Raw genomic sequence first — 15934 nt, forward strand, 5'->3', positions numbered from 1 at the left:
ACATGATGAGAACCTCCGCTTCCACTCCGTCCGCGCCGGTTTCCGCCGGTGCAGCCGCCGCGACACCGGCGTCGAAGCGCCGCGGCCGCTTCGCCGCGCTGTCGCGCTTCCTGCCGTCGGGCCGCAACGTCGCGATCGGCGTGCCGTTCCTGTGGCTCACGATCTTCTTCGCGCTGCCGTTCGTGCTGGTGTTCAAGATCAGCTTCGCCGACCAGGTGATGGGGATCCCGCCGTACACGTCCCTCGTGGCGTTCAAGGACGGCGTCGTGCACTTCGCGCTGCAGCTGTCGCACTACGCGTTCCTGCTGCAGGACGACCTGTACATCGCGACCTACCTCAGCTCGCTGAAGATGGCCGCCGTGTCGACGGTGCTGTGCCTGCTGATCGGTTACCCGATGGCGTACTACATCGCCCGTGCCGAACCGAGCCGGCGCAACGTGCTGATGATGGCCGTAATGCTGCCGTTCTGGACGTCGTTCCTGATCCGCGTGTACGCATGGATCGGCATCCTGAAGGACGATGGCCTGCTGAATCACACGCTGATCGCGCTGGGCATCATCCACACGCCGCTGCGCCTTTATCACAGCGACGCCGGTGTCTACATCGGGATGGTCTATTCGTACCTGCCGTTCATGATCATGCCGCTCTATGCGCACCTCGTGAAGATGGACCTCACGCTGCTCGAGGCCGCGTACGACCTCGGTGCGAAGCCGTGGGTCGCGTTCACGCGCATCACGCTGCCGCTGTCGAAGAACGGGATCATCGCCGGCAGCCTGCTGGTGTTCATTCCGGCGGTGGGCGAGTACGTGATTCCGGAACTGCTCGGCGGCGCCGACACGCTGATGATCGGCCGCGTGATGTGGGATGAGTTCTTCAACAACATGGACTGGCCGATGGCGTCCGCGGTGACGGTCGCGATGGTGCTGCTGTTGCTGGTGCCGATGGCGCTGTTCCAGTACTACCAGGTCAAGGAACTGGAGGGAGCGAAATGATCAAGCCGAACAAACCGCTGTCGACGGGCGTTCTCGCCTTCGGCTTCCTGTTTCTGTACATCCCGATCATCAGCCTGGTCGCGTACTCGTTCAACGAGTCGAAGCTGGTGACGGTGTGGTCGGGCTTCTCGCTGAAGTGGTACGCGGCGCTGTGGCAGGACGACGAGCTGCTCACCGCCGCGTGGCTGTCGCTGAAGATCGGCCTGCTGACGGCCACCGCGTCGGTCGTGATCGGCACGTGGGCGGGCTTCGTGCTCGCGCGCTTCGGCCGTTTCAAGGGCTTCACGCTGTACACCGGGATGATCAACGCGCCGCTGGTGATTCCGGAAGTGATCCAGGGGATCTCGCTGCTGTTGCTGTTCGTTGCGCTGGAGCAGATGTTCGGCTGGCCGAAGGGGCGCGGGATGGTGACGATCTGGATCGGTCACGTGATGCTGTGCGTGTCGTACGTGGCGATCATCGTGCAGTCGCGCGTGAAGGAGATGAACAAGTCGCTCGAGGAAGCGGCGCTGGATCTGGGCGCGACGCCGCTGAAGGTGTTCTTCGTGGTGACGCTGCCGCTGATCTCGCAGGCGCTGCTGTCCGGCTGGCTGCTGTCGTTCACGCTGTCGATCGACGACCTGGTGCTGTCGGCGTTCCTGTCGGGGCCGGGCTCGACGACGCTGCCGCTGGTGGTGTTCTCGCGCGTGCGGCTCGGTCTGAATCCCGAGATGAACGCACTGGCAACGCTGTTCATCACCGCAGTGACGATCGGCGTGATCGTCGTGAACCAGATGATGATCGCGCGCGAACGGCGTCGGGTGGCCGACCTGAAGGCGGCGTTCGCGGCGGCCTGACGCCCCTCCTCCCCATCCATCGATAACAAGACCTGCGCGCCGCGCGTTTGCGGCGCGCACCGAAACGCAGATTGACAGGCACACGACAAGGAGAATCCGCAATGAAGAAGAAACTGATCTGCCTGCTGGTAGCCGGCGCGTTGCCGGGCATCGCGCTGGCTGACTCGACCTCCGCCGAAATCAAGGCATTGCAGGCGCAGGTGGCCGCGTTGCAGAAGCAGATGAAGGCCATGCAGGCGCAGCTCGCCGGGAAGCCGGGCGGCGCACCCGTCGCGCAGGCCGGCGCGACGGCCGCGTCCAGGCCGGTCATCGTGGCCGCCGATCCGGCCTCGCCGGACTATGGCCGTGCCCAGGCCGCCCTGACCAACGACGAAGTCAGCGAAATGAAGCAGCAGATCGCCAACCAGCAGCTGAAGGTCGACTCGCTGACGGACGCGGCCAGCACCGGGCCGCTCGCGGGCCTGTCGGTGACGGGCTACATCGACCCGACCTACATCTACAATCGCGCGGCCGGCACGTCGTCGTTCCTGTTCGCGAACCACGAGAACGCGTACAACTACTTCAACAGCACGTTCGGCGACCTGTACCTCGACATCAAGAAGACCTTCGGCGTCGGCCCGATGGCGCCGTCGGCCGAGATCACGCTGATGCCGAACCGCGGCAACGGCATCACGCTGCTGCAGAACTCGCGCGGCTCGATCACCGACAACCTGCTCAACACCGCGGTCATCAACGTGCCGATCACCGCGTCGACCACGCTCGTCGCCGGCCTGATCCCGAGCTTCGGCGGCTACGAGGTGCAGCAGTCGAACCAGATGCTCACGCTCACGCACAACCTGCTGTACGACTTCTCCGATCCGGGCAGCTACGTCGGTGCGGGCGCGAACTACACGAAGGGCAACTGGGCGTGGAAGTTCTTCGTCGGCAACGAACAGTACCGCACGTACGGCTCGGTCACGCAGACGGGCACCAACGCGCTCGGCGACCCAATCACGACCAGCAACAAGGTGCCGACCTTCACCGCGCGCGCCGACTACACGTGGTCGAGCGCACTCGACATCGGCGGGTCGATCAACATCGGCCGGCAGACGCTGGCGAGCGCGATCGATTCGGACGGCAACGTCCACTACGGCCCGGGCGGCGCCGCGCCGAGCGCGTACGGCACGTTCTTCTTCGGCGAAGTCGACGCGACCTACACGCTGGCCGACATCCAGTACAACGCCGAGCTCGACTACGGCCAGCAGCAGCATGCGGCGTACAACGGCGGGCTCGCGCAGTGGTACGGCCTGTCGCTGCTCGCGCACCGCAAGTTCAACGCACCGGTGGTCGGCCGCATGGGCGTGACGCTGCGCTACGATGCGCTCGTGAACCGCAAGAACGGCGGCGGCGGCGGCGGCATCGCGCTGAACGGCAACGGGATGGATCCGTCCAACGGCTTCGGTGTCGATGCGGACTGCCTCGCGACGTCGAAGGCGAACGGCGGCCTGGGCTTCGACTGCAAGGGCGCCATCCGCCAGGACGTCGCGCTCGACCTGCTGTTCTATCCGACCCAGCAGATCACCGTGAAGGTCGAATACCGGCACGACTGGGCGAACAACAAGGTGTTCCTGCGCAACGATGGTTCGTACGGCAAGTCCAACGACCTGCTCGCGACGCAGTTCATCTATTCGTTCTGACGCTGGCCGCGCGGGACGCCGTGCCGCACGCATGGCGTCCCGCGCCGTTTCACCCGGCCGGACCGCGGTGCGTCGCGCACCGGCGCCGGCCGTCTTCGAGGGAGTCGGTTTGATGACGCAGTCTTTCACCCGCCGCGCCGATGCGCTCGCGCGCGACTCGTACTACGAAGCGACCGCCCCGCGGCCGATGGTCGATCACCCGGTGCTTGAGGATACGATCGACGTCGACGTGTGCGTGATCGGCGCGGGCTTCGCTGGCCTGTCGACGGCGCTCGGTTGCCGCGCGCGCGGGCTGTCGGTCGCCGTGCTCGACGCGCACCGGCCCGGCTGGGGCGCGTCGGGTCGCAACGGCGGCCAGGCGATCACGGGGTTCGCGAAAGACGAGGTGATCGAGCGGCAGCTCGGCGCCGCCGGGGCACGCGCCGCGTGGTCGCTGTCGCTCGACGGCGTCGCACTGATCGCCGAGCGGATCGCGCGGTATGGGATCGACTGCGACTTCACGCGCGGCTACCTCACGGTCGCGACGAAGCCGCGCCGCATCGACGACCTGCGCGCCTGGATGGACGCCGCGCGCTCGCGCTGGGGCCATCCGTCGCTGTCGTGGCTCGACACCGGCGAGATCCGCGCACGCATCGCGTCGTCCCGCTATCTGGCGGGCGTCTACGATCCGCTGTCGGGTCACCTGCATCCGCTCAAGTATTGCCTCGGCCTCGCCGAGGCCGCACGCCGCGAAGGCGTCGCGCTCCATGCGCATACGCCCGCGCTCGAAGTCGTGCGCGGTGCGCGGCCGGTCGTGCGCACACCGTCGGGCGAGGTGCGCTGCCGCTTCGTCGTGTCGTGCTGCAACGCGGGCCCCGGCGGCATCCTGCCGGCCGCGACCGCCGCACGCATCGCGCCGATCGCGTCGACCATCATCGCGACCGAACCGCTCGGCCGCGCACGCGCCGACGCGCTGATCGCGCAACGCGAAGCCGTGTGCGACAACAACTTCTTCCTCGACTACTTCCGGCTGTCGGCCGACCACCGGATGCTGTTCGGCGGCCGCGCGAACTCCGCGGGCGCATCGCCCGCCACGCTGGCCGAAACGATCCGGCGGCGCATGGTCGGCGTGTTCCCGCAGCTCGCCGACGTGCGCGTCGATCACGCGTGGGGCGGCTTCGTCGACGTCACGCGCAACCGCGCGCCGGACTTCGGCGCGCTCGATCCGAACTTCTTCTACGTCCAGGGCTTCAGCGGACACGGCGTCGCGCTGACCGGCATCGCCGGGCGCACGATCGCCGGCGCGATCGCGGGCGACACGCGCGCGTTCGACCTGTTCGCCCAGCTGCGCCACCGGCGCTTTCCCGGCGGCGACGCGTGGCGGCAGCCCGCGCTCGAACTCGGGATGCTGTACCACCGCGTGCGCGAGCTGTTCTGAGCCCTCTTTCTCCGTTCTCCTGACCATGCAGACATTCGCCAACCAGCCGCACGTCGCGTCGTACTACGCGGCGACCGTCAACGATACGACCCGCCATGCGCCGCTCGCCGGCGCGACCGACGCCGACGTGTGCGTGATCGGCGCGGGCCTCACCGGTTTGTCCGCCGCGCTCAACCTCGCCGAGCGCGGCCATTCGGTGACCGTGCTCGAGGCGTCGCGGGTCGGATGGGCGGCGAGCGGACGCAACGGCGGCCAGCTGATCGGCGGCTTCGCGTGCGGCATCGATACGTTCGGCAACTTCATGCCGGAAGGCGACGTGAAGCGGATCTGGGACATGGGGCTCGAGACGCTGTCGCTCGTGAAGTCGCGCATCGCGCAGCACGACATCGACTGCGCGCTCGTGCCCGGCTACCTGACCACCGCGAACACCGAGCGCGACGCCGATGCGCTGAAGCGCTGGCGCGACGAGGCCGCGAAGCGCTTCGGCTACGACCGCTTCCATTTCGTCGAAGCGGACGAACTCGGCGACTACGTGCAATCGGCGCGCTATCGCGGCGGCCTGTACGACCCCGACAGCGGTCACCTGCATCCGCTGAACTACACGCTCGGGCTCGCGCGCGCGGCGACCGACGCCGGCGTGCGGATCCACGAGGACAGCTGCGTGACGCGCGTGCGCGACGTCGCGGGCGGTCATGTCGTCGAAACGGACCAGGGGCACGTGCGCGCACGCTTCGTCGTGCTCGCATGCAACACCTACGTCGGCACGCTCGCGCCCGCGCTGTCGAAAAAGATCATGCCGGTCGGCACCTACGTGATCGCGACCGAGCCGCTCGGCGAGGCGCGCGCCGCCGCGCTGATGCCCGCGCGCGCGGCGATCTGCGACAGCCGCTTCGTGCTCGACTATTTCCGGCCGGCGCCCGACACGCGGCTCGTGTGGGGCGGCAAGGTCAGCTATTCGACGCGGCCGCCGCGCAATCTCGCCGACGCGATGCGCGCGGACATGCTGAAGACATTCCCGCAACTCGCGGACGTGAAGGTCGACTACGCATGGGGCGGCTTCGTCGACATCACGATGAACCGCGCGCCGCACTTCGGGCGTGTCGCGCCGACGCTGTATTTCGCGCAGGGTTTCTCGGGGCACGGCGTGAACACGACCGCGCTCGCGGGCAAGCTGATCGCCGAGGCGATCGACGGCCAGGCGAGCCGCTTCGACCTGTTCGGCAGGATCCGGCATCGCGACTTCCCCGGCGGCGCGACGCTGCGCACGCCGGCGCTGGTGCTCGCAATGAGCTGGTACCGGCTGCTCGACGCGCTTGGCGTGCATTGAGCGTCATCCCGCGGCGATGCGGCGCAAGCGTTGAACGCCGCCGCACGCCGATGCAAAACGAAAACGGCCGCGCAACGCGCGCGGCCGTTCAATCGAATCGCATCACGTCGGCATGATGGCGGCGCGACGGGCGAACACGGTGCCCGTGCGCTGCGGCCGACATGCTCGGTCTGTCGCGTACTTCAGCGCATGCGGACCGTACGGCAGCGCGTGATACGCGACGCGCAAGCGAAGCCGGCGCCGACAACACGCGCCGGTTGCCGCTAGTCGGCCACCTTCTGCCGCAGCGTCACAAACTCCTCGGCCGCGGTCGGGTGAATGCCGATCGTGTCGTCGAACTGCGCCTTCGTCGCGCCCGCGCGAATCGCGATCGCGATGCCCTGGATGATCTCGCCCGCGTCGCGGCCGACCATGTGCGCGCCGACCACGCGCTGGCTGTCGCGCGCGACCACGAGCTTCATCAGCGTGCGCTCGTCGCGGCCCGACAGCGTGTGGCGCAGCGCCTTGAACGACGTGCGGTAGATGTCGAGCTCGCCGTACACGGCGCGCGCATGCGCCTCGGTGAGCCCGACCGTCGCGACCTCGGGCTGGCTGAACACCGCGGACGGCACCCACTCGTGATCGGTCGCGGCGCGGCGCCCGCCGAACAGCGTCGCCGCGAGCAGCGCGCCGTCGCGCGTCGCGACCGGCGTGAGCTGCGGCCGCGACGTCACGTCGCCGATCGCATGGATCGATGCGACCGACGTCGCCGAATACGCATCGACCGCGATCGCGCCGCGCGCGTCGAGCAGCACGCCCGCGCGCTCGAGCCCGAGCCCCTCGACGTTCGGCACGCGGCCGGTCGCATAGAGCACCGCGTCGTACGGCCCGTGCTGCGCATCGCCGACCCGCACGCTGAGCGTGCCGTCGTCCGCACGCACGATCGATTCGACCACCGCGCGCGCATGGATCGCGACGCCCTGCTTGGTCATCTCGTCGGTCAGGAAGTGCCGCACGTCGTCGTCGAAGCCGCGCAGGATCTTCTCGCCGCGATAGAACAGGTCGACATGGCTGCCGAAGCCGTTGAAGATGCCCGCGAACTCGACCGCGATATAGCCGCCGCCGACCACCGCGATGCGCTCGGGCAGCTTCGCGAGCGACAACGCCTCGCGCGACGTGATCGCATGCTCGATGCCGGGCCGCGGCGGCAGCGACGGGCGCGAGCCGGTCGCGATCGCGATGTGGCGCGCGCGGATCGTGCGATCGCCGATCGCGACGGTATGCGCGTCGACGAGCGTCGCGCGCCCCGCGTGCATCTCGACGCCGGACTGTTGCAGCAGGTTGATGTAGATGTCGCTGAGCCGGTTGATCTCACGATCCTTCGCGGCGATCAGCGCGGGCCAGTCGAGCGTGCCGGCGCCGAAGGTCCAGCCGAAGCCCTTCGCGTCCTCGAGCTCGTGCGGATAGTGCGACGCGTAGACGAGCAGCTTCTTCGGGATGCAGCCGCGCAGCACGCAGGTGCCGCCGATCTGCTCCTCTTCCGCTATCCCGACGCGCGCGCCGTATGACGCCGACATCCGGGCGAGCCTCACGCCGCCGGAGCCGGCCCCGATGACGAACAGGTCGTAGTCGAATTCCATCGCAAGCCCTCATCGCAGTTCGGATGACGGCACGATAGCAAGATTCCGGTATTCGTGCGGGACGTGGCGCCGCGGCGCGCGCGCCCCATAAAAAACGGCGAGAGACGTCGCCTCTCGCCGGTCAAACCAGCTGCCGGGTGTGCCATGCGTCACCGATCGACCACATGCCCGACCTGCCGGTCGCGCGGCGCCGGTCCGCCCGGGCGCGCGAACGGCGCACCCGCGGCGGGACCCGCCGCCATGCTCAGGCCTGCGACGTGTCGCTGCCGTCCGTCGCCTGCGTATCGTCTGCCTGCTGGGGCTGCTCTTCCTTCTTCTCGAGCATGCCTTCGATCGCCTCGGCGCCCTTGAAGCCGGCGACGGCCGCTGCCGCCTTGGTCAGCAGGCCTGCATCCGGATCGAGCTTCTCCGCTGCCTCGACGGCCGCCACGGCGCCAGCAATTTCACCCACGGTGTTCAGGATACCCATCGTCATCCCCTTTCAAGAAAATCGTGAGCGCATCGTCCCACGAAAAAAACCGGCAGACCGTGTTTGTCATCACCGGATACACAAATTACGCACCAGGCCGGCCGCACGCGAAAACGCGCACCGGAACGACGCCCGCGCGTGCGTCGCGGCGCACGGCGGACCCTGCACGCAGCGTAGCGGAAACACTTCGCGCGCACTGTCAAAGTATGTTCCGGATTGCCGACGGAACCCTTACGGGCGAGTCGTTTCCGATGGAGCGGTCGCTGAATGGCCGTGCGCGCGCAGGACGCTCGCATGACGAAAAAAAAGAGGCTCCCGCGGGAGCCTCTTCGATGCGCGCCGGGCCGGGGCCCGCGCGTGCGTTTTCCGACTTTCGTCAGAAGATATTGCGCAGGCCGATCGCGATGCCGGTCTGGTTGCTGCGACCCGGCAGCTCGACGTTCGCCGCGCCGTTCGTCTTGTTGAAGTCGACGGTGCCGTAGACTTCCGTGCGCTTGCTCAGCGCGTATTCGGCGATGCCGACGATCGCGTAGCGGTTGCCGCTCGCGAGCGTGCCGTTCGTGGTCATCGCGTTGCGCATGTGGTCGTAGTAGAACGCGCCCGTCAGCGTCAGCGGCGTGCTGACCTGCCAGCTCACGCCCGCGAACGGACCGTCGTCGATCCGGCCCGTGCCCTTCGCGACCGGGATCGACTGCTGCGCGAGCAGGCTGTCGACGAAACCGGTGTCGTCCTTCGAGCGCAGGTAGCCCGCATAGACCTTCGCCTTGCTGAACGCGTACACGACGTTCGCGTGGTAGATCGTCTGCTTGCGCGCGGAGTTGTCGCTGTTCTGCTGCGCGCCGGCCGCGATGCTGAGCGGCCCCGCCACGTACGACAGCGACACGCCCCATGCATTGCCCTTGCCGAGCGAGCCCGGGATCTGGCCCGAGAAGCCGCCGGCGCCGGTCGATTCGTAGTTCGTGCCCGTCGAGTACATCGCCTTCGCGGTCAGACCCGCGAACTTGCCCGTGTACTTGATCTGGTTGTCCGCATACAGGCCGCCACCCAGCGCGACCGGCAGCCATGCGTTTTCGAGGTAGTTGCCGACCGTCAGCGGATCGTAGGTGTCCGCCAGCAGGTCGAACAGCGGGGTCTTCTGGCGGCCGAGGGTCACCGTGCCGTACGGGCTCTGCAGGCCGACGTACGCTGCGCGGTTGAACAGGCGGCCGCTGTCGGCGAATCCGCCGTTCTGCAGGTTGACGCCGCTTTCGAGGTTGAACACGGCCTTCAGGCCGCCGCCGAGATCTTCCGTGCCGTAGATGCCGAAGCGGCTGTTCGTGATCGCGCCGTTGGCCATCGACAGCAGGCCGTCGTTCTTGGCGTTTGCGTTGGTCAGGTAACGGATGCTGGCGTCGGCGACGCCCCACAGCGTGACCGAGCTTTGTGCTGCTGCGTACTGGCTGGCGAAGGCCAGCGCCGCGGCCCCTGCGATGACTGCGAGTCGGGTGGTCTGCTTCATGAGCTTGCCCTTTTTGTAGGTGTCTCCATTCATGGCCGGCCGCGTGCGCGGCCGGGTGGCGATCGCGGAACGCTCATGGCGTGCGCGATGTGGGCTGAATCATAAGACCAGTGCGCGCGCTGAAAGAAATTGAAAAGCGTGGCAACGCGCGATTTTGTCGCCCGGGCGCAACGTTTAACGCGCGGGGTTTGCCTCTCGTGGCGTGCCGCCGTCGGGATTGCTGCCGTTGATGCCGTTGATGCCGTTGCTGCTGTTGCCGCCGTTGCTGCTGTTGCCGCCGTTGCCGCCGTTGCTGCCAGCGCCGCCGTCACCACCACCACCCGCGCGCCGCCGCGCCCGCCGCACGATCTCCGCGAACGCACCGACGAGCAGCAGCACCGCGCCCCACAGCGCGACGTCCGGCACGAGCCGCGTCACGAAGCCGCCGATCACCGCGCCGGCCAGGAAACAGAAGCTGATCGTCGCGAGCAGCCCCGAGTCGTGCAGCGCGAGCACGTCGTAGCGCGGAATCAGCCCGACGAACAGCTTCTGCGCGGCGCGCCGCAGGTTGCCGGTCGTCATCACCGACGTGTACGACAGTTCCTCGAGATGGGTGAACGACAGCGTCTGCAGCGTCGCGACGAACGAGATGCCGGGAATCAGCCACGCGCTCGACGCGCCGACGAGCCCGCTCGCGGCGAGGCCGAGAAACGCGATCTCGACGATCAGGCTCACGAACGCGGTGTGGCGCATCCAGCCGCGCTGCGCGGCGAGGCCGAACAGGTGCGCGACGAATACCGCGACCACGAAGCCGCCGAGCGGCGGCACGTGATGCAGCGCCTCCGCCCATTCGCCGGCCGAGACGTTGATGCCGAGCAGCGCGACGTTGCCGGTCATCGTGTTCGCGAACACGTGGCCGTGACCGACGTACGTGTACGCGTCGAGGTAGCCGCCGGACAGCGTGAGCAGCGCGGCGACGGTGAGGTTGCGGCTGGCGCCGTCGAGATCCATCGATCCTCCCGTGTGACGCGCCGCCCGGCCGCACGAGGCGAGGCGGGCGGCGCCTGATTCATCGGTTCCGGCCGGTGCCGGACGGCGCGGCTCCCGCGCGGCCGCGCCAATATAATTGGTCGGCGTCGGGCGCGCGCATGCCGCCATCGCGCATGTCGGTGCCGGAAAACCGGCCGAGTATACCGGCCACCTTCGCCAGCTACCTTCGCCGCCTCCCGCGCTCCGCTTCACCCCGACCCGCTACCCCTGTCGACACGCCGCCGCATGCCATGACACCCGCGAAGTTCTTCCTGCGCTACACCGTGATTCCGTTCGTCGCGATCGTGCTGGTGGCCGTCTGGGCGTTCAATCGCGAATCGGGCGAAGTCGATGCGCGCCAGTATGCGGCGCTGGTGGCGGCCTATCCGTCGTTCACGCCGAAGCTGAAGCACGAGGTGGCCGACGCGATGCGCGGCAGCGGCAGGCTCGGCAAGGCCGACTACGACGCGATCATGCGCGACGCGCTCGACGCCGGTTACGTGGTGGACTGGCCGGCCGCGACGGACGACGTCGGCGGCGAGCGCGGCCGGCTGCTCGGCCTCGTGAACAGCGACCGGTCGGCGTCGCCGTAGCGTTCGGTCACGCCCGGCATCGGTCGGCCACCGCCGACCGGCTCCCGCTCACTGACCGATGCCGGTGAGGCCGATCAGCGCGCCGGCCGCGAGCAGCCACAGCGGGTGGATGCGCGTGCGCCACGCGAGCACCGCGCATGCGGCGGTGATGCCCCACTGGATCGCGGTGCGGTTCGACGCTTCCGAGATCAGCACCGCGCTGGCCGCGACGAGCCCGGCCGTGACCGGCAACAGCCCCTGCTGCACGTAGCGGCGCCACGGGCGGTCGCGAAAGCGCTCCCACGCATGCAGCGCGAGCACCGTGACGATCGAGGACGGCCCGAACTTCGCGATCGACGCGACCAGCAGCCCGGCCCAGCCGGCCACGTGCCAGCCGACCAGCGACACGATCATCATGTTCGGCCCGGGTGCGGCCTGCGCGAGCGCGAACAGCGCGGTGAACTCGTGCGCGCTCATCCAATGATGGACGTCGACCACCTGCCGCTGCATCTCCGGCAGGATCGTGTTGCCGCCGCCGAATGCGAGCAGCGACAGCTGGCTGAAGATCGTCGCGATCGCGATCAGCGTGTCGTTCATGACCGGCCTCCGTCGCGGGCGGCGGTGCGTTGCGATGCCGGCGTATCGCGGCGCCGCGACGCGAGCCAGATGCTGACGGGGGTCAGCACCAGCATCGTGGTCAGCAGCGGAAGGCGCAGCACCGCGATCGCGACGAACGCGAGCGCCGCGATGCCTGCCGCCGTGCGCGGCGCGTGCCGCAGCGGCTTCGCGACCTTCACGGCCATCGCGACGAGCAGGCCCGCGGCCGCGGCCGCGAGCCCGCCGAACAGGTGCTGCACGCGCGGATCGCCCTGCGTCTTCGCATACAGCACGCCGAGTGCGACGACGACGAGCGTCGGCCCCGCGATCAGCCCGAGAATGCCGGCGAACGCGCCCGCGACGCCGCGAAAGCGCATGCCGACGGCGACCGACAGGTTGATCACGTTGCCGCCCGGCAGGAACTGGCACAGGCCGAGCAGATCGGTGAATTCGTCGGCGGACAGCCATTTGCGCTCGTCGACGATCGTGCGCCGCGCGAACGGCAGCGCGCCGCCGAACGACATCAGGCCGAGCGACAGGAAGCCGGTGAACAGCTCGGCGAGGCCGACCCGGCGCGAGGGCACGGCGGGCGGCGGGGAAACGGATTGCATGGGGCTCCTCATCAAACGGTGCCCCGAGATTACCGCCGTTCAGCATGCCGGCCAAACGATTTTATCGACGCGCTCTTGTGATCTAGAATCACAAGCATGGCACGCGATCTCCCGCCCTTTTCCGCGCTTCGGGCCTTTGAAGCAGCGGCACGACACGAAAGCTTCAGCGCCGCCGGCGACGAGCTGCATGTGACTCACGGTGCCATCAGCCGGCAGATCGCCGGATTCGAGGCGTGGCTCGGCAAGCCGGTGTTCCATCGCTACGGCAAGCGCGTGAGGCTCACCGACGAAGGCCGCCGCTATCTGGACACCGTGCGCGCCGCGTTCGACAGCATCGCGCTCGCCACCGAGCAGCTGCGCAACACCGGCGCCGCACGCGTGCTGCGGATCAATGCGCTGCCCACCTTCGCGATGAAATGGCTGCTGCCGCGCCTGTCGCGGTTCCAGCGCGACGTGCCGAACGTCGAGCTGAAGCTGTCCACGTCGAACGCGCCGCTCGACGCGCTCGACGGCTTCGACGTCGCGATCCGCCGCGGCCCCGGCCACTGGCCGAACTGCACGAGCGGCCACTTCCTCGACGAAAGCGTGATTCCGGTCTGCAGCCCCGCGCTGCTCAAGCGCGCGCCGATTACCCGCGCGGACGATCTCGCCCGGCACGTGCTGCTGCATTCGGATACGCGGCCGGAAGGCTGGCGCGACTGGTTCGCGGCGGCCGGCGTGACGCCGAAGGGGCGCAAGCGGCAGTCGTTCGACCACTTCTATCTGGCGCTGCAGGCGGCCGTCGACGGGCTGGGCGTCGCGCTCGGGCCGCTGCCGCTGATCGACGACGAACTCGCGAGCGGGCGCCTGGTGATGCCGCTCGACGGGCCGCGCATCGCGACGCGCAGCTACTGGTGGATCGCGCCGCGCGCGCCGGCCGACGATCCGCTCGTCGCGCAGTTCTGCGCGTGGCTCGCAGCGCAGTCGAATGTGAAAGCCTGACGCATCGCGCTCCCGACACCTGATCGAAACGGCCGCGATGCGCCGTCCTCTCGCGTGTGTCGACAGTCAAGCCGGACCGCGATCAAATCAGCGGCTGCACTCCCGGCGTAGCGGCGCCTCGCGTCAGTTCCTGGCCGGTTCGCGCCGAACAGACCAACAGCTGAACATAGCTGTTCATCGGCCCGTACTGCGCAAAGAACCGTTCGAGCAGTTTCGTGAACACGACCAGGCTGACTTCGCGCGTTGCCGTCTCGTCAAACGACAGCGTGATTTCGATGCCACGGACGAACGACGGAAGCTGACTATCGAGCGGCATCCATTTGATCGCAGGCTTGTAGTTGAGATCGGTGATCGCGTCGATGCAGCGCTGCGCGAGCGGCGTCGTGCGTACCGCGTGGAGCCGCAAGAATGCCTTCAGGCCCGACAGCCCGTCGCGCGTCAGGTCCAGCGGATGCGGCGACAACGTCGACAGCACGCGCCACAATGCGCCGGAGCCACGCGGCAACTCGGCCGTCAACGTCGGCCGAGTGATCAATTGAATCGGGCAATCCAGCGTCTTGTTCTCGAGCAGCAAATCGCCCACCGGATTGCCGATCGGCAAACGCGCCGGCAGGTCGCGATTCGTCACCGTCGTCATCACATCGATTTGCGGTAGGCTCGGCCTGGCTGACCGTCCGTCCAGTCCGACCAGAGACAGCATCATGCGTTGACGGCCGGGCGATCCAGGATCGCGATCGCGAAACGCTACCCAATAGACCGCCGTCGGGTCAGGGTGGGGACCGTGACTGAGTGCCTGATAAGGCCGCACCAGGATTCTGGGGCGATCGATTTCGAGCGGCACGTCATCGTCTTTATGATTTTTCTTGGACAGCTCGCCAAGATAGACCGCATCGATCGAATACACGCTCAGCGGCGAATGTTTCGCCAGTCGCATGGGTTGGACCGGATAGGCCTCCTCCCCCTTCAGCACAATGGGCTGGGCCGGCTGCGAGAAGAGATTCACGACGGGCGTGCAAAACAGCTTGAACGCCGTTGCGTCGACCGACGCGAGCGCCAGCGCGGCGACGGAGTCGACAGGCGTATCACGCAATACGACATGCAAGGTGAGTTCCCGAGCATCGGGAGCGCTTGCAGCTCGCCGCACGCGCCCCAGATCGAGATCGACGAAATCGAACAGCTCCGGAAACGCGAAGTATTCCAACAGGTAACGATAGGTGGTCGCAGTCCGGCTCGTGGTTCGGCTATCCGGCAACAAGCGTTCGTCGTCGGAGAAACCGACCGGTTCGAACGGCACCTTCGACATGGCCCGCCAGCGCCCACATCGATCGACCTCAACGTACGCGGCAGCCGCGCGCAACAGCAAAGCGTCCAGCAGCGACGAGACGAACGGCCGCTCGCCGGCAAGGTAGACCCGTATGGGACCGTCCGGTATGGCCGCCGTGAACGGACCATCAGCCGACGTGAAGCTGATCGACAGCACGCCGGTTGCATCTGCCGGCAATCTCACGGCTGACGGTGCCATCGTCGTCGGTGCATACCGCGCGGATCGGATTTGCAACGGCGAGATGGTCACATCGTACGTCGACTGGAATCGTACCGGGGCCGTGCGCGCATTGAACGCCATGCCGCGCGGCACGACAACGGGTTCAGTCAGTTGACCGATGATCGCCCGTGGTTCGAATCGCACAATCGCGCACGATGGCACGGTGCGCAGATAGTGCGGGTGGACAACTTCGAGCAGCGCCTCGGTGAATTCGGGATAGTCGTCGACCAGCTTCGAATCGAGGTGCGCGGCGAGGAATGAGAAGGTTTGAATCAGACGCGCCACATGCGGATCGTCTGTCCGGCCGCTCTGGATGCCGAGCCGAGCCGCGATCTTCGGGTACCGGATAGCGAAATCGCCCAGCGCCCGTGCGAACAACCCGAGTTCGTATTCGTAATGCAACAGCAGGTGATCCATGCAGCTACCACCACAGTCGATCGGGGCGCACGAGCGTTGGACCGACGAATATCAGTTTGCGCAATGCCGCTTGTGGGCCGTACGGCTGCATCCGGAAGGGCGGCCGCCGCCAATGTCCGCTCACTTCACGCTGCGCGCTGTCCGATGGAGCCGATCCGGCCTCCTCGGCGTCGAGATTCGCGGGGCCGACAACATGGTAGCGAACCGGACCAGGCAAGCGTGCGAGCTTCGGATCGGTGACGGCGTCGCCCGAGCGCATCAGCGCAGTAACGAGTCGCTGCCGAATGTCGGCACGCAGTGCTTGGCGTTGGGCGTCGGAAATCAACACGGAGTTGCGCGGCAATGCATCGATCAACACTGTTTTTACCATC

General features: G+C 67.6%; 15 protein-coding genes. 7 read left to right on the forward strand and 8 right to left on the reverse strand.

The features are described 5' to 3' along the window. Positions 1-5: 5 nt before the first annotated feature. The 5 genes from LMA02_RS15480 to LMA02_RS15500 all read left to right on the forward strand — a co-directional run bounded on the left by LMA02_RS15480 (position 6) and on the right by LMA02_RS15500 (position 6248). Positions 6-992 (forward strand): ABC transporter permease subunit, encoded by a 987-nt coding sequence (locus tag LMA02_RS15480; protein WP_228907654.1) that lies wholly within the window; start codon positions 6-8, stop codon positions 990-992. Next, on the forward strand, positions 989-1828 hold the full coding sequence (locus LMA02_RS15485) for an ABC transporter permease subunit (protein ID WP_228906037.1): 840 nt from the start codon (positions 989-991) through the stop codon (positions 1826-1828). The genes LMA02_RS15480 and LMA02_RS15485 overlap by 4 nt, the downstream gene beginning before the upstream one ends. 101 nt (positions 1829-1929) lie before the next feature. Next, on the forward strand, positions 1930-3504 hold the full coding sequence (locus tag LMA02_RS15490; protein ID WP_228906039.1) for a DUF3138 family protein: 1575 nt from the start codon (positions 1930-1932) through the stop codon (positions 3502-3504). 112 nt (positions 3505-3616) lie between these two features. After that, on the forward strand, positions 3617-4921 hold the full coding sequence (locus tag LMA02_RS15495; RefSeq protein WP_228906041.1) for an NAD(P)/FAD-dependent oxidoreductase: 1305 nt from the start codon (positions 3617-3619) through the stop codon (positions 4919-4921). Between the two features lie 25 nt (positions 4922-4946). Continuing rightward, complete coding sequence (locus LMA02_RS15500) at positions 4947-6248, forward strand: NAD(P)/FAD-dependent oxidoreductase (protein WP_228906043.1); 1302 nt, start codon at positions 4947-4949, stop codon at positions 6246-6248. Positions 6249-6511: 263 nt separating this feature from the next. Here LMA02_RS15500 and gor read toward each other — a convergent pair whose 3' ends face one another. From gor to LMA02_RS15520, 4 genes are all read right to left on the reverse strand, one after another. Continuing rightward, positions 6512-7867 carry a glutathione-disulfide reductase gene (gene gor / locus LMA02_RS15505; RefSeq protein ID WP_228906045.1) on the reverse strand — a complete coding sequence of 452 codons (1356 nt, stop codon included), beginning with the start codon at positions 7865-7867 and terminating at the stop codon, positions 6512-6514. A gap of 244 nt (positions 7868-8111) precedes the next feature. Next, entirely contained in the window at positions 8112-8336 is a 225-nt protein-coding gene (locus LMA02_RS15510) for a hypothetical protein (protein ID WP_121861342.1), read from the reverse strand. Between the two features lie 376 nt (positions 8337-8712). Then, entirely contained in the window at positions 8713-9834 is a 1122-nt protein-coding gene (locus tag LMA02_RS15515) for a porin (RefSeq protein WP_228906047.1), read from the reverse strand. A gap of 174 nt (positions 9835-10008) precedes the next feature. Beyond that, complete coding sequence (locus LMA02_RS15520) at positions 10009-10824, reverse strand: YoaK family protein (protein WP_228906050.1); 816 nt, start codon at positions 10822-10824, stop codon at positions 10009-10011. A 269-nt stretch (positions 10825-11093) separates the two neighbouring features. Here LMA02_RS15520 and LMA02_RS15525 point away from each other — a divergent pair, with 269 nt between their 5' ends. After that, positions 11094-11435 carry a hypothetical protein gene (locus tag LMA02_RS15525; RefSeq protein ID WP_228906051.1) on the forward strand — a complete coding sequence of 114 codons (342 nt, stop codon included), beginning with the start codon at positions 11094-11096 and terminating at the stop codon, positions 11433-11435. A gap of 48 nt (positions 11436-11483) precedes the next feature. Here LMA02_RS15525 and LMA02_RS15530 read toward each other — a convergent pair whose 3' ends face one another. Both LMA02_RS15530 and LMA02_RS15535 read right to left on the reverse strand, forming a co-directional pair. Then, positions 11484-12011, reverse strand: a complete 528-nt coding sequence (locus tag LMA02_RS15530) for a chromate transporter (protein ID WP_228906052.1) — start codon at positions 12009-12011, stop codon at positions 11484-11486. Then, the gene (locus LMA02_RS15535; RefSeq protein WP_228906053.1) at positions 12008-12622 is read right to left on the reverse strand and encodes a chromate transporter; all 615 of its coding nucleotides are present in this window, start codon (positions 12620-12622) and stop codon (positions 12008-12010) included. Before LMA02_RS15535 ends, LMA02_RS15530 begins: the two co-directional genes overlap by 4 nt. Before the next feature lie 96 nt (positions 12623-12718). Here LMA02_RS15535 and LMA02_RS15540 point away from each other — a divergent pair, with 96 nt between their 5' ends. Then, complete coding sequence (locus LMA02_RS15540; protein WP_228906054.1) at positions 12719-13603, forward strand: transcriptional regulator GcvA; 885 nt, start codon at positions 12719-12721, stop codon at positions 13601-13603. An 82-nt stretch (positions 13604-13685) separates the two neighbouring features. Here LMA02_RS15540 and tssF read toward each other — a convergent pair whose 3' ends face one another. Further along, on the reverse strand, positions 13686-15563 hold the full coding sequence (gene tssF, locus LMA02_RS15545; protein ID WP_228906055.1) for a type VI secretion system baseplate subunit TssF: 1878 nt from the start codon (positions 15561-15563) through the stop codon (positions 13686-13688). Positions 15564-15567: 4 nt separating this feature from the next. Next, on the reverse strand, positions 15568-15921 hold the full coding sequence (locus LMA02_RS35555) for a hypothetical protein (protein WP_416378710.1): 354 nt from the start codon (positions 15919-15921) through the stop codon (positions 15568-15570). Between the last annotated feature and the right edge of the window lie 13 nt (positions 15922-15934).

The organism is Burkholderia sp. B21-005 (genome assembly GCF_020843965.1).
GTDB classification, from domain to species: Bacteria; Pseudomonadota; Gammaproteobacteria; order Burkholderiales; family Burkholderiaceae; genus Burkholderia; species Burkholderia ambifaria.